Raw genomic sequence first — 23,917 nt, forward strand, 5'->3', positions numbered from 1 at the left:
GACATTCGCATGATCAAGCACGCATTCGCGCTATCCGCACTGGCCCTGGCCGCCAGTGCCCAAGCCCAGACCAACGTCACCATCTACGGCATCCTCGACAGCGCCGTCGAGCATCTCAGCAACGTCGGCGCCACCGGTGCCAGCCTCACGCGCATGCCGGGCCTCACCGGGGGCATCTCGCCGTCGCGCCTGGGCTTTCGCGGCACCGAAGACCTGGGCGACGGCCTCAAGGCCGTGTTCACGCTGGAGCAGGGCCTGGGTGTCGACAGCGGCACGCTGAACCAGGGCGGCCGCGCCTGGGGCCGGCAGGTCTTCGTCGGCCTGCAAGGCAGCTGGGGCACCGTCTCGCTGGGCCGCCAGTACTCCATGCTGTTCTGGTCGCAGCTGGACGCTGACATCCTCGGCCCGGCCATGTTCGGCTCCGGCTCGTTGGACAGCTACCTGCCCAACTCACGCGTCGACAACGCCATCGCCTACCGTGGCACCTTCAACGGCCTGACCGTCGGCGCCACCTACAGCTTCGGCCGTGATGCGGTGAACGCCGGCCCCAGCCCCTCGGGCACCAACTGCGCCGGCGAGAACGGTGCCGACACCAAGGCCTGCCGCCAGTGGTCCGTGCTGGCCAAGTACGACACGCCCACCTGGGGCGTGTCGGCCGCCGTCGATGAGATCCGCGGCGGCACCGGCGCCTTCGCGGCCCTCACCAGCAGCGCGCTCACCGACCGCCGCTCCACCGTGGCCGGCTGGGTCAAGTTCGACAAGGTCAAGCTCGGCGCCGGCGTAATCGACCGCAAGAACGAGGGCAGCGCCACCACGCCCAAGAGCCAGCTCTGGTACTTCGGCGCCAGCTACCCCGTCACGCAAGCCTTCACGGTGGACGCCCAGGTCTTCAAGCTCGACTACAAAGGCACCGCCAACGAGGCCACGCTGTTCGCCGTGCGAGGCGTCTACAGCCTGTCCAAGCGCACGGCGGTCTACGCCACGGCTGGCCGCATCGACAACGACGGCACGCTGGCGCTGGGTGTCTCCAACGCTGCTGCCGGCAACGGCCCCGCTGCGGGCAACGGCCAGACCGGCCTGGCCCTGGGCGTGCGCCACAGCTTCTGATGCTCAGCCGCAGCTAGCGGCTGCTGCCGCTACCGTGGCGCTGGCCGTCGTGGCGCGCGCCTCCATCCGCACGCTGACCCAGGCCACGGCCAGCCCGCCCACGGTCAGCGCCGCGGCGGCCCAGGGCAGGGTGCCCAAGCCTGGGCCGTGGTCGATGACCGCGCCGCCCAGCCAGGCACCCAACGCGTTGCCGAGGTTGAACGCGGCGATGTTGAGGCTAGAGGCCATGCTCTGGCCGGCGCCTTCCGCCTTGCTCAGCACGCGCAGCTGCAGCGGCGCGACGGTGGCAAAGCCGGCCGCGCCCAGCAGGCCGATGAACAGCACTGCGAGCAGTTGGCTCTGCATCGCAAAGCCCATCAGTACCAGCACGCCGGCCAGCACGGCGAGCGACCCCAGCAGCGCTCGCACCGGTGCCCGGTCGGCCAGCCGGCCGCCAACGATGTTGCCGATGATCATGCCCACACCGAACACCAGCAGGATGGCCGACACGCCGGCTTCGCCGAAGCCGCTGACGCGCATCAACAGCGGCTGCACGTAGGTGAAGACGAGGAACACGCCGGCAAAGCCCAGCACCGTGGCCGCGAGGCCCAGCAGCACGTGCACGCGCTTGAGCACCTTGAACTCCTCGCGCAGCGACACGGCGCTGCCGCTGCCGGCCTCTTTGGCCGACACGAAGGTGGCGATGACGGCCATCGCGATCAGGCCGATGGCGCTGACGGCCCAGAAGGTCGAGCGCCAGCCGTAGTGAAGGCCCAGCCAGGCGCCGGCGGGCACGCCCAGCAGCGTGGCGACCGTCAGGCCCGTGAACATCGTCGAGATGGCCGAGGCCTTGCGGTCGGCGGGTACGACGCTGGTGGCAACGACGGCGCCCACGCCGAAGAAGGTGCCGTGTGCCAGCGACGTGATGACGCGCGCCGCCATCAGCACCCAGTAGTTGGGCGCCACCGCGCAGGCCAGGTTGCCCAGCGTGAAGATGGCCATCAGCGCGAGCAGGGCGGTCTTGCGCGGCACGCGGCTGGTGGCGGCGGTGAGTAGCGGCGCGCCGACGAACACGCCCAGCGCATAGCCGGAGATCAGCAGGCCGGCCGTGGCCAGGCTCACCTGCAGGTCGCCCGCCAGCTGCAGCAGCAAGCCCATGATGACGAACTCGGTGGTGCCGATGCCGAAGGCGCCGACGGTCAGCGCGTAGAGGGCCCAGGGCCGGCGGGCGGTGCCCGGCGCGCTCAGGGTGGAGGCAGTAGCCATGATGGAAGTCTTTCGGGTGATTGAAGCTGGCCGCCAGTTTGGGGATTTGTATTCGATGTAAAAACCACCAAACCGCTCAATCACCTTCAACGATTCCTTCATAACGAGGCCTGGCGCATGAGCCGTGTCGATGACCTGAACCTGTTCCTGCGCGTGTTCGACGCCGGCTCGATCAGCGCCGCCGCGCGCCGGCTGGACCTGTCGGTCGCCGTGGCCAGCCAGCGGTTGCGGGCGCTGGAGCAGTCGCTGGGCGTGCGGCTCTTTCACCGCACGACGCGCAGCCTGACGCCCACGGCCGAGGGCCTGGCACTGGCCGAGCAAGGCCGGCCGTTGGTGGACGATCTGCAGACGCTGATGTCGGGCCTGCGCCAGGCGGGCACCGAGGTGAGCGGCACGCTGCGGCTGACCACCTCAGCCACGTTCGCTCGCCAGTACGTGTCGCCGCTGCTGCCGGAGTTCATGCGGCGCCACCCACAGCTGCGCCTCAGCGTGGATCTGTCAGACCAGATGCACGACCTCGTGACGGCCGGGTTCGACCTGGCCTTGCGCATCGGCGCGATGGAGGACTCCAGCCTCGTCGCGCGCCGGCTGGCGGCCAACCGCCGCGTGCTGTGCGCCGCGCCCGACTACCTGCGCCGGCGCGGCAGCCCCGCGCGGCCGGAGGACCTGACGGAGCACGATTGCCTGGTGCTCGTCGGCACCCAGGGCAGGGCGGATGTGTGGCGCATGAAGGACAAGCGCGGCCGTGAGGTGGCCGTGCGCGTGGATGGCCTGCTGGAAAGCAGCCAGGGCGAGGTGTTGCGCGACGCGGCCGTGGCCGGCATGGGCATTGCCATCCATTCGACCTGGCATGTGGCCGACGACCTGCGTGCGGGGCGGCTGGCCGTCGTGCTGCCCGACTGCAAGCTGCCCGAGACGGGCATCCACGCCGTGATGCCGCAGCGCCGGCTGGTGCCGGCGCGCGTGACCGCCTTCGTCGACTTCATGACCGAGAAGATCGGCGGCGTGCCGCCCTGGGAACGCGACGCGGCGGTGAAGCCGCGTCGTTCAAGCTGAGCTCAGCTCGGCTGCTTGGTGATGCGCAGGTAAGGCTTGGGTGCCTTCCAGCCGGCCGGGAACAGCGTCTTGGCGTCTTCGTCGGACACCGAGCCGGCAATGATGACGTCCTCGCCCTGCTTCCAGTTCACCGGCGTGGCGACCTTGTGCTTGGCGGTCAGCTGCATGCTGTCCAGCACGCGCAGGATCTCGTCGAAGTTGCGGCCCGTCGTCATCGGGTAGGTCAGCATCAGCTTGATGCGCTTGTCCGGGCCGACGATGAAGACCGAGCGCACGGTGGCGTTGGTGGCCGCGGTGCGGCCCTCGGACGTGCCCTCGATGTCGGCCGGCAGCATGTTGTAGAGCTTGGCGACGGCGAGGTCATGGTCGCCGATCATGGGGTACTTGGGCAGGTGGCCCTGGGTCTCCTCGATGTCGGCGGCCCAGCGGTGGTGGTTGTCCACGGGGTCGACGCTCAGGCCGATCAGCTTGGCATTGCGCTTGGTGAACTCGGGCTCGATCTTGGCCATGTAGCCCAGCTCGGTCGTGCACACCGGCGTGAAGTCCTTGGGGTGCGAGAACAGGATGGCCCAGCTGTCGCCAATCCAGTCATGGAACTTGACGGTGCCCTGGGTGGTCTGGGCGGTGAAGTCGGGGGCGATGTCGTTGATGCGCAGGGACATGGTGGGTCTCCTTGAGTGGCTTGGGGGCGAGGGTGAATGATAGGAACGAAGCAAATGCCTGTTGAGCATGTGCTTGCTCGAAAAGGGTCTATGCGGCTTCCAGGCTGGGCACCTCGGCCAGCACGGCCGCCCACACGGTGGGCGCTGCCGCGTTGCGCGCGATGGGCAGGTAGCGAGCCCATTGCTGAGGCGTACAGACAGCCTTGAGGGCTTGCACGAACACGCGGGTGGCACCGGCCGGCGTGTTCTTGGTGCTGCCGAAGGCGGCAAGCGACGCCACGCCATGGGCCACGAGGTGGTCGAAGCCGCCGTGGGCGATGCCGGCCGACACGCACCACTGCGCAAACAACGCCGCCTTGTCCTCCTTGGGCAGGCGGGCGACGAGCGGCATCATGATGTCTTCCTCGTGCAGCAGATGGGCTTCGGCGCATGCGCGGTAGGCGGCCCAGGCGTCGCGCAAGGCGCCCACGCCCATCGGGATGGCGCGCGTCACCGCGGCCTGCAGCTCGTGCTCGTCGTCGTGCTCGGCGCGGAACAGGGCGGCGTTGACGGCGCCGTCGAAAAGCTGGTCGAGCATGGTCGTGATGCCGCCGCCGGCACCCTCCACGCCGTCCTCCATAGCCGCGTGCACGGCGATGGCGGCCACGTAGTCGGCCCAAGCGGGCTCGAAGCGGGCCAGGTCGCCGGCCTCGGCCAGCGGCGCCAGCACCTTGGCGAGGTCGTTGCGCAGCACCTCGTGATAGTTGCGCATGACGGCGGGTACGGAGACTTCGGGTTCGGTCATGTCGGGCTCCTTGGGTGGGGTGAGCAAATGTTCGGGGCTGGCGGCCTTTAACGGGTGTTCAACGTTGTTAAACGTGGCGGTGCCGGCTGGCTTAAGCTGCGCGCGATTTGGCCAGGGACGGGAGTGGCGATGGACGAGGCGCCAGCGGTGCTGCGGTTCGGTACGAGTGGGCGGTTCGAGCTGCGGCCGGCGGAGCACCGGCTGCTGGTGGACGGCGCACCCAGCCCTTTGGGTGGCCGCGCGCTGGACCTGCTGTTCGTGCTGGCTTCGCGCCCCGGCGAGCTGTTCACCAAGGGCGAGTTGATCGAGAAGGTCTGGCCCGGCCTTGTCGTCGAGGAGGGCAACCTGCGCGTGCAGGTCAACGGCCTGCGCCGGCTGCTGGGCGAGGACGCCATCGCGACCGTGCCGGGGCGGGGCTACCGCTTCACGGCCCTGCTGCATGACGCGGCGACGCCCAAACCGACCGACCGCGTCACCCCCGCGCAGACGCTGTTCGGCCGCGATACCGACCTGGCCCGGCTGCGCGACGCGCTGGCCGCGGGCCCGCGCTGCGTGACGCTGGTGGGCATGGCCGGCGTGGGCAAGAGCAGCCTGGCTTGCGTGGCGGCCGGGCAGGGCGCCTGGGTGGACCTGGCGCCGCTGACGCTGGGCAGCCAGGTCGCCGAAGCCATCACCCGCGCGCTGGGTGGCCAGTTGGCCGGCGGCGATGCAGTCGCCCAGGTGCTCAAGCTGCTGCCCGAGGGCGAGCCCGCGCTGCTGGTGCTGGACAACGCCGAGCATCTGGTGGACGCGTGCGCCAGCTGGGCCACCGCGCTGCAGGGCCGGCTGCGCCTGCTCGTGACCAGCCAGCTGGCGCTGGGCGTGGCGGGCGAGCGCGTGCTGCGTGTCGAGCCGCTGCCCGTGGCCGAGGGCGACGCATGCGAGGGCGCGCTGGCGCTGCTGGTGGCGCGCATCCGCGCGATGGATGCCCGCTTTGAAGCGACACCCAAGGCCCTGCCTCTGCTGGCCGCGCTGTGCCGGCAGCTGGACGGCCTGCCGCTGGCGCTGGAGCTGGCCGCGGCGCGCGTGCCGCTGATGGGCTTGCAGGCCGTGCACGACGCGCTGGCCGAGCGCTTCGCGCTGCTGTCGCGCGGCCGGCGCGACTCCTCCGCCCGGCACCGCAGCCTGCTGGAGGCGCTGGACTGGAGCCACGGCCTGCTGGAGCCGGCCGAGCAGCAGCTCTACCAGGCCCTGGGCGTGTTTGCGGGCGGCTTCACGCTGGAGCTGGCCGTCACGCTGAGCGGCGACGAGCATGTGTCGCGCTGGGACGTGGTGGACGGCCTGGCGACGCTGGTGGAGCGCTCACTCGTCGCCCTGGACGGTTCCGACCCGCCGCGCTACCGGCTGCTGGAGACCATGCGCGCCCATGCGCTTGCCCGGCTGGATGAAGCCGGCCACCATTCGGCGCGGCGCCGCCACGCGGCCGCCGTGCTGGCGCTGATCGCGCCCAGCGACGACACCCAGCTTTGGCTGGCCGACATGGAGAACGTGCGCGAGGCCTTCCTGTGGGCGCGCGAGCACGACCTCGCCACGGCCGCCCAGCTCAGCGCCCGCGCGGCGCGCGTCATGGTGCTGACCGTCTGGCGCCACGAGGTCACCGGCTGGCTGCTGTCGCTGGAGCCCGCCATGGACGCCCGTGGCGACGGCCTGCCGCCGCAGGTGCTGGCGCTGTGGACCTCCATGCTGTCCTACCTGCTGCTCATTCGCGCCGACGTGCGCGCCGTGCCGGTGGCGCGCCGCGCCGTGGCGCTGTGGCGGCCGCTGGGCAACGCGACCGAGCTGCAGATCGCTGCCGTGCACTGGGTGCGCGCCTTCTCGGAGTCCAACCGCTCGCCTGAGCTGGACGAGGCCTGTGCGCTGCTGCTGGCCCTGACGGCGGGCGACGACTCGCCGATGACGCGCTTTCGCGTGAACAACGCCATGGCCGTGGCCGAACGGCTGCGTGGCAACCTCGCGGAGCACCTGGCCTGCATGGAACGCGAGCAGCTCGCGGCGCGCGAACTGGGCATGCAGGCGCGCGTGCTGATCGCCGAGAACAACATCTGCCTGACCCTCGTGCGCCTGGGCCGGTTGGAGGAGGGTGCCCAGCGCACCCAGGCCTTGCTGGCCAGCCTGGACGCCGATGGCAGTGGCAACAACGGCAGCCTGCCCTGGGTGCTGAACGCGCTCGTCGAAGCCCTGGTCGGCCTGGGCCGGCTGGATGAGGCCGCAGCCCTGGTGCCGCGCTCCCTGGCCGTGGGGCGGCGTTTCGGCACCCATGTGGCCTGGATGGGCATCCTGCCGCTGCTGGTCACGCAGCGGCGTGTCGAGGCGGCCTGTCGTCTGGCGGGCTATGTGCGCCGAGTCTGGACCGAGGCTGAAACGACGCTGGACCCGGTGGAGCTGAAGATCCTGGCCGGCGCCGTCGAGCCCGCCCAGGCCCTGCTGGGCCGCGACCGCGCGGCGGCGCTGGAGGCCGAGGGGCGTGGTCTGGATGACGACGCGGCCGTGGCGCTGGCGCGATCAGCGTCCTAGAGCATTGCGGTAGGGCAAGCAGCCGGCGAAGATCGACCGGCCATGTCCGAAGTTCGCGCCCTCGACCTCAGCCGCATCGATGACGAGACGCGCCCACATGTCGTCGAGTGGCTGCGCGACCGCAGTGCCTTTCACAGCTGGTTCTCGTCGCTGGTGACCGGCAGCTTTGTCGTCATCACGGTGTTTGGCAGCAAGCCCGGTTTCTCGACGCCGGACGGCGTCGTGCTCGCCATCGCGGTGGCCTTGCTGCTGCTGAGCTTGCTGGCCAATCTGGTGGCTGTCTGGTCCATCCCGAGCTGGAAGTTCCGCGTGTCGACCGGCGTGCTGAAGAACGGTCAGGTCATGCGGCGCGAGCTGGCCATCACCGCCTGGTTCAGCGTCGTCTGCTTTGTCGGCGGCCTGACGCTGGGCTTCATCGGCGGCACGCCCGGCTAGCTGCCGAAGCTCGCCCGGTAGGCCCGCGGCGCCAGGCCCAGCCGGGCCTGGAAGTGATGGCGCAGCGCCTGCACGCTGCCAAAACCCGCCTCGGCGGCGATGCGCTCCACGCTGAGCGCGCTGGCCTCCAGCAACCGCTGCGCCTCGGCCACGCGCTCGGCGATCAGCCAGTCGCCGGGTGACTGGCCCGTGGCCTCGGTGAAGCGGCGCAGGAAGGTGCGCGGGCTCATGGCGGCGGCCTCGGCCATGCGCTCCACCGTCCAGGCCGCGCGCAGGTCGGCGCGCACCTGCTCCAGCACGCCGGCCAGGCGGTGGCTTCGGTCCGCGGGCACGGGCCGCTCGATGAACTGGGCCTGGCCGCCGCTGCGGTGGGCCGGCATGACAAGGCGGCGCGCCACGCTGTTGGCCGCTTCCACGCCGAAGTCGCCGCGCACGATGTGCAGCATCAGGTCGATGCCGGCCGCGCTGCCGGCCGAGGTCAGCACGCGGTCCTCGTCGACGTAGAGCACGCCGGCGTCGACCTCGATGGCCGGGTGGCGCGCTCGCAGCTTCTCGGCATAGCGCCAGTGCGTGGCGGCGCGGCGGCCGTCGAGCAGGCCGGTGGCGGCCAGCACGAAGGCGCCCGAGCAGATCGACGCCAGCCGTGCGCCGCGCTGCCAGGCCTGGTGCAGCCGCTTCGCGAAGGCCTCGGGCACGGGCACGTCAGCGCCTTTCCAGCCGGCCATGACGATGAGGTCGGCGCGGTCGATCAGCTCCGGCCCGCCGTCGGTCGTCACGCTCAGGCCGCCATGGGCGCACAGCGGGCCGGGCTCGATGGCGGCGCTCGCGAAGCGGTACCAGCCCGGCCCCATTTCGGGCCGGGTCAGGCCGAAGATCTCCGCCGCGATGGCGAACTCGAAGGTGCACAGGCCGTCGTACACCGGCACGACGACGAGAGGGCCGGTGGTGTTTGGCGTGATCTTGTTGATAGTCGTCATGAGCGCCAATTGTGCGGCGAGCCGGCCGCCGTGACCATGGCGGCGTCTGTTCAACGGAGCCCACCATGCCCTCTCAAGTGACCGCCATCCCCGCCGCGCCGGCCCATCTGGCCGAAGCCCATTTCGCCGCCGAGTTCACCTTCGAGGCGGACTGCTGGGACGTGCACGACGCGCTGACCCACGGCGCCGACTTCGTGCTGCTCGACGTGCGCTCGGCCGAACTGTTCGCCCGCGGCCACGTGCCCGGCGCTATCCACTTTCCACACGGCAAGCTCGTCGAGAGCAAGCTGGCCGCCTGGCCGGCCGACACGCTCTTCGTCACCTACTGCGCCGGCCCGCATTGCAACGGCGCGGCCCGCGGCGCGCTGCGCCTGGCCCGCCTGGGCCGGCCCGTGAAGATCATGGCCGGCGGCATCACCGGTTGGCTGGACGAAGGCTTCGAGCTGGCGCGGGAGCCCGTGCCGGCCTGAATCGGCGCCCCGGCGCGGCTAGCATGTCGCGATGAAGATCCTCATCACCCTGCTCGCCGCGGCCTGCGTCACAAGCGCTGCCTCGGCCCAGACCCTCACCCTCGAACGCCTCACCGCCGACCCACCCCTGGCTGGCCGCCTGCCCCGCCAGGCCGAGATCTCGCCCGGTGGGCAGTGGGTGAGCTTCCTGCGCCCGTCGGCCGCGGACAGCGAAGTGCTGGAGCTGTGGGCCCAGCCGAGCAGCGGCGGCGAGCCGCGCAAGCTGGTCAGCGCGGCCGACCTGCTGGGCGGCGCCGCCCAGAAGCTCAGCGAGGCCGAGAAGATGGCGCTGGAGCGCCAGCGCATCAACCAGCGCGGCATCACCAGCTACCAGTGGTGCGGCGGCGATGACAGCGCGCTGCTGTTCCCGCTGTCCGGCGACCTCTACCTCGTGCGCCTGGGGGCCGGTGGTCCGCAGGCGCAGCGCCTCACGAGCACGCCCGACGCACCCAAGCTCGACCCCCGCTGCGCTCCCGATGGCCAGAGCCTGGCTTACGCACAGAACGGCAATCTCTTCGTGCTGCCGCTGGGCGCGGGCGCCAAGCCGCGCCAGCTGACCGAGGATGGCAGCGACACGCTGACCTGGGGCCTCGCGGAATTCATCGCCGCCGAGGAGCTGGGGCGCCAGCGCGGCTTCTGGTGGTCCAAGGACGGCAAGTCGCTGTTGGCGCTGCGTGTGGACGAGTCCGGCGTCGGCATCAAGACGCGGGCCCAGATCTTTGCCGACCGCACGGCCATGACGGCGCAGCGCTACCCCGCCGCAGGCGAGGCCAACGCCAAGGTCACGGCCTTCGTCATCGACGCGGCCACGGGCCAGCGCCGCGCACTGCCGTTGCCTGCGACGGCCGAGTACATCAGCCGCGCCGGCTGGTTCGCTGACGGCACGCCCTGGCTGCAGTGGTTCACGCGCGACCAGACGCGGCTCACGCTCACTGAATTCAAGGCCGCGCCCCGCGACATCACCGTTGAGACCGATGCTGCCTGGGTCGACGTGCACGACGACCTCATCGAAACGCCGCGTGGCCTGCTCTGGTCCAGCGAGGCGTCCGGGCGGCGCCAGTTGCAGCTGATCGACCGCGCCAGCGGCGCGCGCACGCCGCTGACTCAGGCGCCCGAGCCGGTTGCGCATGCGGTTTGCGTGGGTGATCGCGGTGTTGTCTTCGCCGCCGCGGGCGATCTTGGCAAGAGCCAGGACCTCTACCTCGTGCCGCTGGCCGGCGGCAAGGCCCAGGCCGTACCCGGCACGGCCCAGCGCCAGTGGCGTGACGCCAAGGCTGACAGCGCCTGCACCCGGCTGCTCGTCACCCAGGCCGCCTGGGGGCAGCCGCCGCGGCTGGAGCTGCGCTCGCTGGGCCGCGGCGATGCCATCGCACTGGCCGGCGATGCGCCCGATCCGGCGCTCAAGGCCTTCACCAACACGCCCCTCGCGCTGGAGCTGACGGCCGCCGACGGCCGCACACCGCTGAACGCGTTCTTCTTCGCAGCCCAGAGTGCTCGTGAGGGCAAGCACCCCGTCATCGTGCTGGCCTACGGTGGCCCCGGTGCCGCCACGGTCAGCTGGGGCTGGGGCCGCGACATGCCCTTGATCGCCTACTGGCAGCAGCGCGGCTATGGCGTGCTGATGCTGGACACGCGCGGCATGGAGCACCGCGACCGCGAGTTCAGGCGCGCCCACCATGCCGCGTTCGGCAAGGTCGAGGTGGCCGACCTCTTCGCCGCCGTGCGCCAGCTGCCCAGCCGCGTGCCGGGCGTGGACGCGGCGCGCATCGGCTTCTTCGGCTGGAGTTATGGCGGCTTCCTCGGTGCGCGGGCGATGCTGGACGCCGACACGCCTTTCGCCGCAGCGGTGGCCGTCGCGCCGGTGACGGACTGGACGCTTTACGACACGGCCTATACCGAGCGCTATCTCGGCATGCCCGAAGGTGGAAAGGCGGCGACCTATGCCAGCGCCAACCTGCCGGCCCGCGCCTCGCTGCTGTCCAAGCCCCTGCTGCTGGTGCATGGCACCGCCGACGACAACGTGCTGTTCGAGCACACGCTGCGCCTCGTGGAGGCCCTGCAGACCGCCGGCAAGACCTTCGACCTGCAGATCTACCCCGGCAAGGCCCATGGCATCGCCGGTCGTGCAGCGCGGCTGCACCTCTACCGCACGATGGATGCCTTCTTCGAGCGGCATCTGAAGCCTGCGCCATGAGCCTGGTCTATTCCACCGATGTTGGCCGGGTCTGCCCCGGCTGCAGCCAGCCGGTTGCGCAGTGCGTCTGCAAGGCCAAGGTCCGCCCGGCGGGCGACGGCATCGTGCGCGTCAGCCGCGAGACGGCCGGGCGCAAGGGCAAGGGTGTGACGGTCATCAAGGGCCTGCCGCTGGACGACGCGGCGCTGACGACCTTGGGCAAGCAGCTCAAGGCGACCTGCGGCAGCGGCGGCACGGTGAAAGACGGCGTCGTCGAGATCCAGGGCGACCATCTCGACAAGGTGCTGGCCTGGCTGAAGGCGCGGCCTGAAGGCTGGACGATCAAACGAGCCGGCGGATGATTCGCTTCGGCCCATGGAGCACGACGCTGGGCCTGGGCGCCGTGTTCGCGCTGGTCGTGGCCGTGGCACTTCTGGCCGACCCGCGCCAGCGCCGTGCCAACCGCTGGGTGGCTGCCTTGCTGGTCGTGATGGCGCTCAAGCTCACGCCCTATGTCATCGGCTACGCAGGCTTCTACGACGCTTACCCCTGGTTGAGCTTCGCGCCGCTGGATCACGGCCTGGCCTTCGGGCCGCTGCTGTGGCTGCACGTGCAGCAACGCACCCGCGAGCGCCTGCCTTCCCGTTGGGCCTGGCATCTGCTTCCCTCCGCGCTGGTGCTGGTCTATTTCTCGATCTGTTTCGCCCAGCCGCTGGCGTGGAAGGACCGCTGGAACGACGCGGTGCATGCGCCGTTCATCGACCCGGCGCTCACCTGGCTCGGCCTGGCTTCGCTGCTGATCTACCTGGCGCTGGCCTGGCGCCGGCACCGCGACTTCCAGGCCTGGCTGGCCCAGCATGTCAGCAATGCCGACGAGCACCGCTACAGCAGCCTGGCCGGCACGCTGGTCGCTTTGGGCCTGCTGTTGGCCGTCAGCCTGCCCTACGAAGCGGCGACTGCGATCTGGCGGCTGAACTACTTTGACCGCTTCGGCCTGTATCTCGCGTTGACCCTGCTGGTCTTCGCGCTGGGCCTGGAGGCCTGGCGGCATGCCGGCCAGCGCCACCCGCTGCAGCCCGAGACGGCAGCTCCCGAGCCGCCAGCGCCGCGCGCCCCGCCGGACTGGGTCGCCCAGGGCGCGGCCTGGCGCGCGCGTACCGAGGCCGAAGGCTGGTTCCGCGACCCCGAGCTGAGCCTGGACGGCCTGGCTCGCCGGCTGGGCACCAACACCAGCTATCTGTCGCGGGCCTTCAACGAGGGCCTGGGCCTGGGCTTTGCCGACGTCATCGGCGGCTTGCGCGTGGCCTGGGTGCAGCAACGGCTGGCGGCCGGCGCGAGCGACGAGCTGCTGGACCTGGCCTTGCAGGCCGGCTTCAGCTCCAAGACCAGCTTCAACCGCGTCTTCAAGGCGCAGACCGGCATGACGCCCTCGGCCTGGCGACGTGCCAAATCCTGAAAATGTGAGGTTCGGCGGGCACTTGCGCTGATCTGGTTCGCGCGCCGCGGCCGCGGCGGCGACGCTGGCGGGCATGAAATCCCTCCTCATCGCACTGGCCCTCGTTCTGTCCTTCGCCACGGCCCAGGCCGCGCCCGAGCTGAGTGCCGAGCAGGCCCAGCGCGACCTGCGCATCCTCAAGCGCGCCCTCGTCGAACTGCACCCCGGCCTGTACCGCTACGCCACGCCGGCGCAGATCGACGCCGGCTTTGCCGACGCGCAAGGCCAGGTGGCCACCGGCGCCAGCCGCGCCCAGCTCTATCTGCTGGCCACTCGCCTGGCGGCGGCCGTGCGCTGCGGCCACACCTGGACGAATCCGTCCAACCAGCCGCCAGCCGTGCAGGCTTTGCTTGGCCGCCAGACGCTGCCGCTGGTGCTGCGGTTCATTGAAGGGCGCATCCGCGTCATGGCCAGCGCCGGCCCGGCGGTGCCGGCCGGCAGCGAGCTGCTGGCCATCGACGGCCGCACGCCGGGCGAGATCAGCGCCGCGTTGCTGCCCTATCTGCGCGCCGACGGCAGCAGCGACGGCAAGCGCCTGGCCCAGCTCGATGACGACGCCAACGGCGGTGCGATGCAGCGCCTGTTCCCGTTGCTCTTCCCGCCTGGGCCTGACGGCTGGCGGCTGCGCCTGGCTGATGGCCGCGAGGTGGTGGTGCCGGCCATGGCCTCCGCCGAGCGCGAGCAGGCGCTGCAGGCGGCCGGCTGGCGCGCGCCAGATCAGGCCTGGCGGTTGCAGATCGACGGCGGCACCGCGGTGCTGACGCTGCCGACCTTCACTTTCTGGCGCGGCGGCTTCGATGCCCCCGCCTTTCTCGACCGCAGCTTCGACGAGTTGCGCACGCGCGGCATCCTCCGCCTCGTCATCGACCTGCGCGCCAACGAGGGCGGCGACGACGCGCTGGGCCGCGCGCTGCTGGCGCAGCTGATCTCGGCACCCCACACCCTGCCGGGCGGCCGGCGTGAATCCGCCTACGAGCGCGCGCCTTATGTGCTGGCGCGCTACCTGGACACCTGGGACTACAGCTTCTTCGACCGCACCGGCCAGGTCACGCGCACCGAGGGCCCGAATCAGACCGGAAATTGGCGCCTGCCCGACAGCCCGCCGCGCGTCGTCGAGCCGGTGGCGAGGCCTTTCCAGGGAAGGGTCGTCGCCCTTGTCGGGCCGCAGAACAGCTCGGCCGGCTACCTGATCGCCCGCGACCTCAAGGCCAGCCACGCGGCCACGCTGCTGGGCCAGCCCACCGGCGGCAATCTGCGCGGGCTGAACGGCGGGCAACTGGCCTGGATCACGCTGCCGGCGTCGGGCGTGGCGGTGGATATTCCGCTGCTGGCCCACTTCTCGCCGGGCGAACCGCCGGATGCCGGTGTGCAGCCGGACATCGTCGTGCGGCCGCGCTGGGCCGATGTGGCCGCGGGCGTGGACACCGAGCTGGCCGCAGCGCTGCGGCTGCTGGCGAATTAATACTGCTGGCGCGCCTTCTCGCGGGCCATGTAGTTGGCCTGGGCCTGGTCGCGCTCGCGCTGCACGCGTGCCTCGCGTGTCTCCCAGTCGCCGCAGCTGAAATAGGAGCCACCGAACAGCCAGCCGCTGAGGCTGGAGCTGTCCACGGCGCGGCCTTCGCCGCCAGTGCAGACCAGGGCCGCCTTGGAGCTGCTCTGCTCGGCCAGGGCTTCCTGCACGAGCATGGAGCGCGACATCAGCACCGTGGCCGGCATGCCGACGGCCAGCAGCACGCCGCCGATGACGACACCCTTGGCCCAGCGTGGCAGTGCCGCTGCGGGCGGGGCTGCGGCCGGCGTGGCCTGGGCCTGCGGCCGCTTGAACGGCACGGTGGCCGTGAAGGTGGTGGCCTCGGTGGCCTTGGTGCCTGCGGTACGGGTGCCGCTGTTGCGGCCACCGCCGGCACCGCTCAGCAGGCGGCGCTGGGGAGAGGAAGCGGGGGTGGAAGAGGGCGGAACGGTGGGCATGGTGCAGGCCGGCTAGGGGGCCGGAGGGCATGCTATTGAGCCGTTATCGACGAGGTGTGAGCAATTGCAAGGCGGTGCTCGCCGGGGCCTGAATCTGCGCAGGAAGTCACACCCTCGACAATCGGGGCATGACCGATACCGCTTTCTCCCGCCTGCCCCTCAGCCCCGCCATGCTGGCCAACCTCGACCAGCTCGGCTACGCGCAGATGACGCCCATCCAGGCCGCCAGCCTGCCGCTGGCCCTGGCGGGCAAGGATGTCATCGGCGAGGCGCAGACCGGCAGCGGCAAGACGGCCGCCTTCGCCATCGCGCTGCTGCACCGGCTGGACGCCGCGCAATCGCGCGTGCAGGCCCTGGTGCTCTGCCCCACCCGCGAGCTGGCCGACCAGGTCACGCAGGAGATCCGCCGCCTGGCCCGTGCGGCCGACAACATCAAGGTGCTGAGCCTGTGCGGCGGCAACCCGATGAAGCCGCAGATCGAGAGCCTGTCCTTCGGCGCCCACATCGCTGTGGGTACGCCGGGTCGGCTCATCGACCACCTGGAGCGCGACACGCTGGACCTGTCCGCGCTGAACACGCTGGTGCTGGACGAGGCCGACCGCATGCTGGACATGGGCTTCCTGGACGACATCAAGGCCATCGCCAAGCGTGCGCCGGCCAAGCGCCAGACGCTGCTGTTCTCCGCCACCTTCCCCGAGGGTGTGACCGAGATCGCCGCCAAGTTCATGCGCGAGCCGCAGACGGTGAAGGTGGCCGGCTCGACGAGTGCTGCCGCGTCCACCATCCGCCAGATCGCCTTCGAGGTGACCGAGGACCAGCGCCTGGACGCCGTGCCGCGCCTGCTGCGCTCCTTCCGGCCCGAATCGACCATCGCCTTCTGCAACACCAAGCAGCAGTGCCGCGACCTGGAGGCCGTGCTGGCCGCGCAAGGCTTCATCGCGCTGGCCCTGCACGGCGACCTGGAGCAGCGCGACCGTGACCAGGTGCTGATCCAGTTCGCCAACCGCAGCGCCTCGGTGCTGGTGGCCACCGACGTGGCCGCGCGTGGGCTGGACATTGCCAACCTGGCCTGCGTCATCAACGTGGACATCAGCGCCGACGTGGAACAGCACGTGCACCGCATCGGCCGCACCGGCCGCGCTGGGGCTGAGGGCCTGGCGCTCAGCCTGGCCAGCCTGGACGAGATGGGCCGCATCGGCCGCATCGAGCTGCTGCAGGGCGAAGAGTTCAAGTGGCAGCCGCTGGACAGCGTGCAGGACGCCCCCGGCGGCCCGCTGTTGCCCGCGATGGACACGCTGCAGATCCTGGGTGGCCGCAAGGAGAAGATCCGCCCCGGCGACATCCTCGGCGCGCTGACGGGCGAGGCTGGCTTTGCCGGCACGCAGATCGGCAAGATCAACGTGACCGACTTCCACAGCTATGTGGCCGTGGAGCGCGGCATCGCGCAGGAGGCCGTGCGGCGCCTGTCGCTGGGCAAGCTCAAGGGCCGCAAGGTCAAGGTCAGAAGGTTGACCGACCTGACCGACTGAGGCGCCACCCGGCTGCCGACCTAACTGGCAGTCTTAGGGAGAAGCCGCCATTCCCCGGCCGGCGCGTGGCAGCTACATTGGCCACCTGCCCAGGTCCTGCCGATGTTGCCCAGACGCTGTTTGCTCCAAGGGATGGCTGCGCTGCTGACTGCGGCGGCTGGGCCGGCGCGCGCGCAGGAGCTGACGCTGACACTGCGTGCGCCCGACAGCGAAACCGACCTGCGCAACGCCTACATCCGCGACGCCGTGCAGCTGGCGCTGGACAAGACCCGCGCCAGCGACGGCGCCTACCGGCTGCAGCTCTCCGCGCCGATGAACAAGCGCCGCGCGCTGCTGGAGGCCGCCCAGCAGACGGTGCCCAATTTCCTGCTCGTCACCGGGCCCGATGCCGGCCGCGCCGCCGGCCTGGTGCCGGTGTTGTTCCCCATCCACCTCGGCGTGAACCGCTACCGCGTCTGCTTCGCGCACGCGCCGAACCGCGCCATCGTCCGTGAAGCAGACACGCTCAGCGCCGTCGCGCGGCTGCGCCATGTGCAGGGCCGGGGCTGGGCGGACGCCGACATCCTGCGCGCCAACGGCTTCACGGTGGCCGAGGTCGGCACCTACGAGGCGCTGTTCCAGATGGTCGCCCTGGGCCGGGCCGACCTGTTCTGCCGCAGCGTGCTGGAGGTGGGCGAGGAGGTGCGCGCCCATGCCGGCCTGATGGGCGCCAAGGGACTGGCCCTGGACGACAGCCTGCTGTTGGCCTACGACCTGCCGCAATACATCTACACCCACCCCGGCAACCAGGTCGCCATCGAGCGCATCGCCCGCGGCCTGCGGGTGGCCTTTGCCGACGGTTCGCTGCAGGCCCTGCTGCGCCAGCATCTGCAGCCCTCGCTGGCGTTGCTGAACCTGGCCCAGCGCCGGCTGATGACGCTGAACGTGCCCAACCCGGTCATCGTCGAGATGAACGACAGGCCGTATCAGATCGACGTGCTGCGCGCGCCGCTGCGGTAACGAAACGTAGGCGTGACATCTTGGCGCGTGGGCAGCCAACTGCGGGGGGCCAGGGCCTCGCCTGAGACCTTTTCACGCGCAACGGGGCAGGGCGGCGCCTAGTCTTCCAGCAAGACGAGGTGCACCATGAACTCACGCCCCATGCCCCTGATGTGCGACGACTACGAACTGCGGTTCGAATCCCTGTTCCAGGCCGGCCGAGCGCTGGCCTTCCCCTGCGACGCGAAGGGCGGGGTGCGCATCGACACGCTGAGCGAGCGTGCGCGCGCCAACTACCTGTTTGCACGCGCCGTCGTCGGCCGTGAATACGCCACGCCCATCGTGCTGCGCTGCGGCGGCGCGCGCGATTGATGCTGTTGGCGCACCGCTGAATTGCGCCGGGCGGGCTTTTTGCGCGCGCGGCTGCGGCCCAAGATGCCGCCATCGTGAATCGCTGCGAGGAATGACGCCATGTCCGCCACTGCCCGGCTCCCTGAACACCCACCCACGACGTCGGCGACGCTGCGCTGGTTTCGCGGCGAGGCGTCGCCCACCCGGCCGCTGGCCGCCGCGCCCGGCCCCGAAGCCCGGCGGCTTGCTGCGCTGTCCCAGTACGACATCCTGGACACCGATGCCGAGCCCCAGTTCGACCTGATCGCCCGCCTGGCCAGTGAGCTGACCGGCAGCCCGGTGGCCGTTATCAATCTCATTGCGAACGACCGTGTCTGGACCAAGGCCGCCGTGGGCCTGCCGCGCGGCGACATGAGCCGCGAGCAGGCCTATTGCTCCCTCGTCATCGACAGCCCCGAGGGTCTGCACATCGTCGACCTGCGCGACGACCCCCGCACCCGCAACCTGCCGCTGACGCTCGACAAGGGCTACGTCATGTACAGCGGCGTGCCGCTGTGCGCCTCCTGCGGCGCGCCCATTGGCACGCTGGCCGTGCTGGACACCATCCCGCGCCGCCTGACCGACCGCCAGCTCGACTGGCTGGAGCAGCTCGCCCAGCAGGCCATGGCCTTGCTGGAGCTGCGCCGCAAGCAGCGCGAGCTGCAGCAGGCCAAGGCGGAGCTGCAGCGCCTGGCCCACACCGACGCGCTGACCGGCCTGCTGAACCGCCGCGCCTGGGATCAGGCCAATGCGCTGGAGGGCGAGCGCGGCAAGCGCTGGGGCGAGGGCCATGCCGTCATCGCGCTGGACCTGGATCACTTCAAGAAGGTCAACGACACCCATGGCCACTCGGCCGGCGACGCGGTGCTGAAGGCCGTGGGCGCGCTGCTGGCCAAGAGTTTTCGCAAGCTGGATTCGGTCGCCCGCATCGGTGGCGAGGAATTCGGCGTGCTGCTGCCGCACACGCCGGCAGCCGACGCGGCCGCGCTGGCGGGCGAGCTGCGCGCGGCCATCGAGGCCCTGCGCATCCCCATCGGCGAACTGGAGCTGCGCATCACGGCCAGCATCGGCGTGGCTCACAGCAGCGAGGCGGCCGACGTGCAGGCGCTCGCCGACGCGCGCAGCTACGCCGCCAAGCGCGGCGGGCGCAACCGCGTCGTCAGCGATGGCGGCGGGGCGAGCCTGCTGGCCGCCTGAGCCTTACTTCGCGAAGCCGTCCTTCAGCCCGGTGATCTTGTTGAACACGGGCTTGTCCGCGCGGTGGTCGGCGCGGTCAGTGACGAAGTAGCCGTGCCGCTCGAACTGCCAGCGCGCATCTGACGGCGCATTCGCGAGCGAGGGCTCGACAAAGGCCTGCACGACTCGCAGCGAGTTCGGGTTGACGAATTCCAGGAAGTCCCGGCCGCCGGCATCGGGCTGCGGTTCGGCGAACAGGCGCTCGTACAGGCGCACCTCGGCCGCCACGGCTTCGTGGGCAGCCACCCAGCCGATGGTGCCCTTGACCTTGACCGCGTCCGCACCCGGGGTGCCGCTCTTGGTGTCGGGAATGACGGTGGCCAGCGCGGCCGTGACCTTGCCATCGGCGTCCTTCTCGGCGCCGGTGCATTCGATGATGTAGCCGGCCTTCAGGCGCACCTTGTTGCCTGGGAACAGGCGGAAGTAGCCCTTGGGTGGCACTTCGACGAAGTCTTCCGCTTCGATCCACAGCTCGGGGCCGAGCGAGAACTTGCGTTGGCCGAGTTCCGGCTTGTGCGGGTGGGCGGCCGTCTCGCAGGGCTCGCGGTGGTCGGTGGAACCAAAGACCTCGGCGTAGTTCGTCAGCTTCAACTTCAGCGGCTGCAGCACGGCGAAGGCGCGGGGCGCCTGCGGCTCCAGGTCGGCGCGCAGGGCCTGGTCGAGCACGGTGTCGTCGATCCAGGCGTTCTGCTTGCTGGCGCCGGTGGCCTCCACCATGGCGCGCACGCTGGCCGGCGTGAAGCCGCGGCGGCGCAGGCCCACCAGCGTCGGCATGCGCGGGTCGTCCCAGCCGCTGACATGCTTCTCTTCCACCAACTGGCGCAGCTTGCGCTTGCTGGTGACGACGTAGTTCAGGTTCAGACGGCCGAATTCGATCTGCTGCGGCAGCGGGCGGGCCAGCAGGCCGAGGTCGGCGAGGTGCTCCAGCAGCCAGTCGTAGAAGGGGCGCTGATCCTCGAACTCCAGCGTGCAGATGCTGTGCGTGATGCGTTCCAGCGCGTCCTCGATGGGGTGGGCGAAGGTGTACATCGGGTAGATGCACCACTTGTTGCCGGTCGCGTGGTGTTCCGCATGCTTGATGCGGTACAGCGTCGGGTCGCGCAGGTTGATGTTGGGCGAGGCCATGTCGATCTTGGCGCGCAGCACCATGGCGCCGTCGGCGTGCTGGCCGTCGCGCATCTCGCGCAGGCGGGCCAGGTTCTCTGCCGGCGTGCGGCCGCGGAAGGGGCTGTCGACACCGGGGCGGCCGAAGTCGCCGCGGTTGGCCCGCATGTCTTCGGCGCTTTGTTCGTCCACGTAGGCGTGGCCAGACTGCACCAGTGCCTCGGCGGCCGCGTACATGAAGTCGAAGTAGCTGCTGGCCTCATAGAGGTTGTCGCCCCAGCTCCAGCCCAGCCACTGCACCATCTCCTTGATGGCGTTGACGTACTCCAGCTCCTCCTTCTCGGGGTTGGTGTCGTCGAAGCGCAGGTGGCAGGCGCCGCCGAAGTCGCGCGCCAGGCCGAAGTTCAGGCAGATGCTCTTGGCATGGCCGATGTGCAGATAGCCATTCGGCTCGGGCGGGAAACGGGTGCGGATGCGCGCCTCGTCCAGCGGGCCGGCCGCGTGGTGGGCGGCGTCGCCGGGCGTGCCGCCGAAATGGCGGCCGGCAAAGGCGCCGGTCTCGAGGTCGTTCTCGATGCGCTGGCGCAAGAAATTCGTCGCGGGTGCAGCGGGTGCGGCGGGGTTGCTCATCGTCGGCTCTGGAAATGGGAGCGGGCCGTGTTCCAGGCCCGCGATAGCGCCGATTCTAAGGACGCTGCCGGTCGACCCTGAGCGGCAGCCGCACGTGGGCCAGGCCGATGCTGATCCAGACGGCCACGCTGAAGTACAGCGTCATCCAGACGACCTCGCTGCGCCAGTGCGCCCAGTCGTGCGAGACGGTCCAGCGGCTGCTGGCGTCGGTGATGCCCGCGGCGAGGCTGGCGTAGCTGCGGCCGGCGGCTTCGTCGACCAGCCAGCGTTCCCAGTACATGGGCACGTCCACCGTGAACATGTAGGCCGCGTAGAGCGTGCCCACCACGATGGACAGGGCCAGCCAGCGCCGGGCGCGTGCCGTGGCCTGGGGCCACAGCGCCAGCATGGCCAGCACACTGAGCAGGGCCACCGTGCCCCACAGCGTCTCTTCGACGACGTGGCCGATGTTGCGTGTCGTCAGCACCGCGTACCAGGAATTGACCTCGGCGATCGCGATCAGCGGCACCACGGCGTTCGACAGCATCAGGCTGTGGCGGTGCCCGGTGGCCAAGGCGGCGCCGCGCAGCAGCAGCGCCCACTGAGCGGCAAAGCTCAGCTCGGCGATGGTGGCGACCGTACGGCCGATGAGGACGCTGGACGCAAAGGAATCCACCATGACGACGCGCGGCACGTCGAAGACCGGCAGGAAGGAGCGGTAGCCGCAGCCCAGCACGTAGAGCGCCGACAGCAGCAGCTGCAGGCGCTGGTGGGGCCAGGTTGTGCCGTCCGGGCGATTGCGGTGCAGCCAAGCGGTCGAGACCGTCCAGGCGACGAGGTTGAGGCCGGCGATGGCGCAGAGCAGATGCCACCAGTTGGTTGCGTCGAGCATCGTGTTCTCCTCAGCCCGCCTTGGGTGGGCGCCCGGTCTTCACGGGCGCCAGCCGGTCCAGCGCCGCGGCCAGGGCCTTGGCGTCGAGCTGGGCCAGGGCCTGCAGGCCGGCGCGCAGCAGCTCGCTTTTCTTGGCTTCTCGCTTCACGTCGTGCAGCCGGTGCTTGAGCTCGGCGATCAGGGCGTAGTCGGCCTCGGGCATGGTGAAGCCGTCGCGCACGAGCTTGGCGCGTTCAGTGGGGGCGGGTTTGCGTGTGTGTGGCATAACGATAGAAACCGTTTATACGGTTTCTATCGCCAGAGCGCTACCTTGGCGCTACAGGGCTTTGAAACGATTTGCGTGCACGCGACTGACGGTCAGCTTCTCGGGCCGCTGTCGCAGCTCCAGCAGCACGGTGCCGTTTTCCTGCCGCATTGCGCGGGCGACGGCGTCGATGTGGACGACGGTGGAGCGGTGCACCTGCCAGAAGCGCTCGGCGTCCAGTTGCGGCAGCAGTTCGCGCAGTGACACGCGCACCCAGTAGTCGCGCTCGGCCGTCACGGCGCGCACGTACTTGTCGGCGGCCTCCAGGTAGACGATGTCGTCCATGGGCACCAGCTCGATGGCTTCGCCGACGGCGGCCTGCAGATGGCGCAGGCGTGGGGCTGGCGCGGCCTGGGTCAGCAACTGGCGCAGCGTGGCCAGCGTCGAATCGCCGGCGGCGGGCTGAGCCAGGCGGGCCTGCAGCCGCGCCACGCTCTGGGCCAGGCGTTCGGGCGTCACGGGCTTGAGCAGGTAGTCGGCCGCCGCGGCCTCGAAGGCCTGCAGCGCGTACTGGTCGTAGGCGGTCACGAAGACGAACAGGGGCAGTGGGCCTGCTTCCTCGGGCCAATCCTCGGTGATGGCCTGGGCGGCTTCCAGCCCCGTCATGCCGGGCATGCGGATGTCGAGGAAGCAGAGCTGGGGGCGGTGCTGCAGCGCCAGTTCGACGGCGGCGGTGCCGCTGCCGGCCTGCGCCACGATCTGCAGCGCGGGCCAGGCCGTGGCCAGCTCGGCGCGGAGGTTCTCGGCGAGCAGCGGTTCGTCTTCGGCGATCAAGGCTGTGGTCATGACGGAAGCTCGATGCGGGCGACGCTGCCGCCGCCTGGTTGAGGGCTCAACGTGAAGCAGGCGGTGTCGCCGTAGCGCTGGGCCAGGCGCTCGCGCACCTGGCTCAGGCCGAAGCCGGTGCCAACGCTGGCCAGCTCGCTCGCGCCGGCCAGCCCGGTGCCGCTGTCGGCCACTTCGAGCACCAGGCGTTGGCCGTCGCGGGCCGCCGTCACGCGCAGCTCGCCGCCATCCACGTGCGGCTCCAACCCGTGCTTGATGGCGTTCTCCACCAGTGGCTGCAGCAGCAGCGGCGGTATCGCGACGCGGCTCAGCTCGGCGGGCAACTCCAGCGTCACGCGCAGCCGCTCGCCCATGCGCAGCTGCATCAGCGCGAGGTAGTCCGACAGGCGGTCGAACTCGTCGGCCAGCGGGTGTTCGGTGGCTCGGCTGGCCTGCAGCGTGGCGCGCAGATAGTCGATGAGCTGGTCCAGCATGCGCTGGGCCTCGTCGGGCCGCAGCTTGATGAGCACGCGCAGATGCGCCAGCGTGTTGAACAGCATGTGCGGTTCGAGCTGGCTCTGCAGCAGCGTCAGCCGCGCCTCGGCAGCCTGCTGCTGGGCCTGCGCCTGGTCCAGCCTCAACGCGTTCAGCTTGAACAGCGAGAAGAAGAAGAACGTGCCCAGCACCGACACCAGCAGCACGAAGCCGATGGACAGGGCCGCTCGGCCCTCGGCCATGTTCCAGGGGCGGGTGGCGTGGCGGCCGCTGATCAGGTCGCCCAGCCACAGGCCGCCCAGGTAACCGGCCAGCGCACCCACCAACACGCAGGGGGCCACCCAGCCCCAACCGACCCAGCCATGGCGCAGCCCGGGCAGGTCGCCGCACCGGCGCCGCAGCCAGTAGGCGACGCCCGCCATCAGCAGCGAGATGTAGAGCGAGATCTGCGCGCCGACGGTGAACGAATACAGCATCGCGATGCCGAAGCTGCCACCCTGCATCAGATAGTTCAGGAAGCCGACGACAACGCAGATGAGGGCCGTGCCGCCGATGTGGGTCGGCCAGCTGTGGTCTTGGCTTTCGGAGGGCGTCATGCGGCCAGCATCATGCCGCGCGCTGGGCAGCGCCAGCGGTCCGCGATGGGCGGTG

23 protein-coding genes are annotated in these 23,917 nt (G+C 70.5%); 13 read left to right on the plus strand and 10 right to left on the minus strand.

Features of this window, described 5'->3' with window-relative positions; genetic code table 11:
• Positions 1 to 9 precede the first annotated feature (9 nt).
• Positions 10 to 1,107, plus strand: a complete 1,098-nt coding sequence (locus AC07V5_RS12465; RefSeq protein WP_495115992.1) for a porin — start codon at positions 10 to 12, stop codon at positions 1,105 to 1,107.
• Positions 1,108 to 1,110: 3 nt separating this feature from the next.
• Here AC07V5_RS12465 and AC07V5_RS12470 read toward each other — a convergent pair whose 3' ends face one another.
• The gene (locus AC07V5_RS12470; protein ID WP_495115993.1) at positions 1,111 to 2,352 is read right to left on the minus strand and encodes an MFS transporter; all 1,242 of its coding nucleotides are present in this window, start codon (positions 2,350 to 2,352) and stop codon (positions 1,111 to 1,113) included.
• Positions 2,353 to 2,469: 117 nt separating this feature from the next.
• On the opposite strand from AC07V5_RS12470, the gene AC07V5_RS12475 reads away from it, so the two are divergent.
• Positions 2,470 to 3,408, plus strand: coding sequence for a LysR family transcriptional regulator (locus tag AC07V5_RS12475; RefSeq protein WP_495115994.1), 939 nt, complete (start codon positions 2,470 to 2,472; stop codon positions 3,406 to 3,408).
• Between the two features lie 2 nt (positions 3,409 to 3,410).
• On the opposite strand, the gene AC07V5_RS12480 is transcribed toward AC07V5_RS12475, so the two are convergent.
• Together AC07V5_RS12480 and AC07V5_RS12485 are read right to left on the minus strand one after the other, a co-directional pair.
• Positions 3,411 to 4,070 carry a peroxiredoxin gene (locus tag AC07V5_RS12480; protein WP_495115995.1) on the minus strand — a complete coding sequence of 220 codons (660 nt, stop codon included), beginning with the start codon at positions 4,068 to 4,070 and terminating at the stop codon, positions 3,411 to 3,413.
• Between the two features lie 88 nt (positions 4,071 to 4,158).
• Positions 4,159 to 4,854 (minus strand): hemerythrin domain-containing protein, encoded by a 696-nt coding sequence (locus AC07V5_RS12485; protein WP_495115996.1) that lies wholly within the window; start codon positions 4,852 to 4,854, stop codon positions 4,159 to 4,161.
• Between the two features lie 129 nt (positions 4,855 to 4,983).
• Between AC07V5_RS12485 and AC07V5_RS12490 the strand changes: the two genes are divergently transcribed.
• Positions 4,984 to 7,407 (plus strand): ATP-binding protein, encoded by a 2,424-nt coding sequence (locus AC07V5_RS12490; protein WP_495115997.1) that lies wholly within the window; start codon positions 4,984 to 4,986, stop codon positions 7,405 to 7,407.
• A gap of 42 nt (positions 7,408 to 7,449) precedes the next feature.
• Positions 7,450 to 7,842 carry a hypothetical protein gene (locus tag AC07V5_RS12495; protein WP_495115998.1) on the plus strand — a complete coding sequence of 131 codons (393 nt, stop codon included), beginning with the start codon at positions 7,450 to 7,452 and terminating at the stop codon, positions 7,840 to 7,842.
• Here AC07V5_RS12495 and ftrA read toward each other — a convergent pair.
• Entirely contained in the window at positions 7,839 to 8,819 is a 981-nt protein-coding gene (gene ftrA / locus AC07V5_RS12500) for a transcriptional regulator FtrA (RefSeq protein ID WP_495115999.1), read from the minus strand. The genes AC07V5_RS12495 and ftrA overlap by 4 nt on opposite strands.
• 65 nt (positions 8,820 to 8,884) lie before the next feature.
• On the opposite strand from ftrA, the gene AC07V5_RS12505 reads away from it, so the two are divergent.
• The 5 genes from AC07V5_RS12505 to AC07V5_RS12525 all read left to right on the plus strand — a co-directional run bounded on the left by AC07V5_RS12505 (position 8,885) and on the right by AC07V5_RS12525 (position 14,458).
• A complete protein-coding gene (locus AC07V5_RS12505; protein ID WP_495116000.1) occupies positions 8,885 to 9,289 on the plus strand; it encodes a rhodanese-like domain-containing protein in 405 nt (134 codons plus the stop codon).
• Between the two features lie 31 nt (positions 9,290 to 9,320).
• Positions 9,321 to 11,522: a S9 family peptidase gene (locus tag AC07V5_RS12510; RefSeq protein WP_495116001.1), complete on the plus strand. Its 2,202-nt coding sequence runs from the start codon at positions 9,321 to 9,323 to the stop codon at positions 11,520 to 11,522.
• Positions 11,519 to 11,863, plus strand: coding sequence for a translation initiation factor Sui1 (locus tag AC07V5_RS12515; RefSeq protein ID WP_495116002.1), 345 nt, complete (start codon positions 11,519 to 11,521; stop codon positions 11,861 to 11,863). Before AC07V5_RS12510 ends, AC07V5_RS12515 begins: the two co-directional genes overlap by 4 nt.
• Positions 11,860 to 12,957: an AraC family transcriptional regulator gene (locus AC07V5_RS12520; RefSeq protein ID WP_495116003.1), complete on the plus strand. Its 1,098-nt coding sequence runs from the start codon at positions 11,860 to 11,862 to the stop codon at positions 12,955 to 12,957. Before AC07V5_RS12515 ends, AC07V5_RS12520 begins: the two co-directional genes overlap by 4 nt.
• A 73-nt stretch (positions 12,958 to 13,030) precedes the next feature.
• Positions 13,031 to 14,458 (plus strand): S41 family peptidase, encoded by a 1,428-nt coding sequence (locus AC07V5_RS12525; RefSeq protein ID WP_495116004.1) that lies wholly within the window; start codon positions 13,031 to 13,033, stop codon positions 14,456 to 14,458.
• On the opposite strand, the gene AC07V5_RS12530 is transcribed toward AC07V5_RS12525, so the two are convergent.
• Positions 14,455 to 14,964, minus strand: a complete 510-nt coding sequence (locus AC07V5_RS12530; RefSeq protein ID WP_495116005.1) for a hypothetical protein — start codon at positions 14,962 to 14,964, stop codon at positions 14,455 to 14,457. The genes AC07V5_RS12525 and AC07V5_RS12530 overlap by 4 nt on opposite strands.
• A gap of 128 nt (positions 14,965 to 15,092) precedes the next feature.
• Here AC07V5_RS12530 and dbpA point away from each other — a divergent pair, with 128 nt between their 5' ends.
• The 4 genes from dbpA (at position 15,093) to AC07V5_RS12550 (ending at position 19,058) form a co-directional block, all read left to right on the plus strand.
• Positions 15,093 to 16,493 (plus strand): ATP-dependent RNA helicase DbpA, encoded by a 1,401-nt coding sequence (dbpA, locus tag AC07V5_RS12535; RefSeq protein WP_495116006.1) that lies wholly within the window; start codon positions 15,093 to 15,095, stop codon positions 16,491 to 16,493.
• 132 nt (positions 16,494 to 16,625) lie between these two features.
• On the plus strand, positions 16,626 to 17,492 hold the full coding sequence (locus tag AC07V5_RS12540) for a hypothetical protein (RefSeq protein WP_495116007.1): 867 nt from the start codon (positions 16,626 to 16,628) through the stop codon (positions 17,490 to 17,492).
• Between the two features lie 126 nt (positions 17,493 to 17,618).
• Entirely contained in the window at positions 17,619 to 17,843 is a 225-nt protein-coding gene (locus AC07V5_RS12545) for a hypothetical protein (RefSeq protein ID WP_495116008.1), read from the plus strand.
• Between the two features lie 99 nt (positions 17,844 to 17,942).
• Positions 17,943 to 19,058, plus strand: coding sequence for a sensor domain-containing diguanylate cyclase (locus AC07V5_RS12550; RefSeq protein WP_495116009.1), 1,116 nt, complete (start codon positions 17,943 to 17,945; stop codon positions 19,056 to 19,058).
• A gap of 3 nt (positions 19,059 to 19,061) precedes the next feature.
• Here AC07V5_RS12550 and AC07V5_RS12555 read toward each other — a convergent pair whose 3' ends face one another.
• The 5 genes from AC07V5_RS12555 to AC07V5_RS12575 are packed head-to-tail and all read right to left on the minus strand — an operon-like array spanning position 19,062 to position 23,862.
• Positions 19,062 to 20,831, minus strand: coding sequence for a glutamine--tRNA ligase/YqeY domain fusion protein (locus tag AC07V5_RS12555; protein ID WP_495116010.1), 1,770 nt, complete (start codon positions 20,829 to 20,831; stop codon positions 19,062 to 19,064).
• A 55-nt stretch (positions 20,832 to 20,886) separates the two neighbouring features.
• Complete coding sequence (locus AC07V5_RS12560) at positions 20,887 to 21,702, minus strand: hypothetical protein (protein ID WP_495116011.1); 816 nt, start codon at positions 21,700 to 21,702, stop codon at positions 20,887 to 20,889.
• Positions 21,703 to 21,712: 10 nt separating this feature from the next.
• Complete coding sequence (locus AC07V5_RS12565) at positions 21,713 to 21,967, minus strand: hypothetical protein (protein ID WP_495116012.1); 255 nt, start codon at positions 21,965 to 21,967, stop codon at positions 21,713 to 21,715.
• Positions 21,968 to 22,018: 51 nt separating this feature from the next.
• Complete coding sequence (locus AC07V5_RS12570; RefSeq protein WP_495116013.1) at positions 22,019 to 22,792, minus strand: LytR/AlgR family response regulator transcription factor; 774 nt, start codon at positions 22,790 to 22,792, stop codon at positions 22,019 to 22,021.
• The gene (locus AC07V5_RS12575) at positions 22,789 to 23,862 is read right to left on the minus strand and encodes a sensor histidine kinase (protein ID WP_495116014.1); all 1,074 of its coding nucleotides are present in this window, start codon (positions 23,860 to 23,862) and stop codon (positions 22,789 to 22,791) included. The genes AC07V5_RS12570 and AC07V5_RS12575 overlap by 4 nt, the downstream gene beginning before the upstream one ends.
• Positions 23,863 to 23,917 lie beyond the last annotated feature (55 nt).

The organism is Roseateles sp. GW821-FHT02E12 (genome assembly GCF_059421665.1).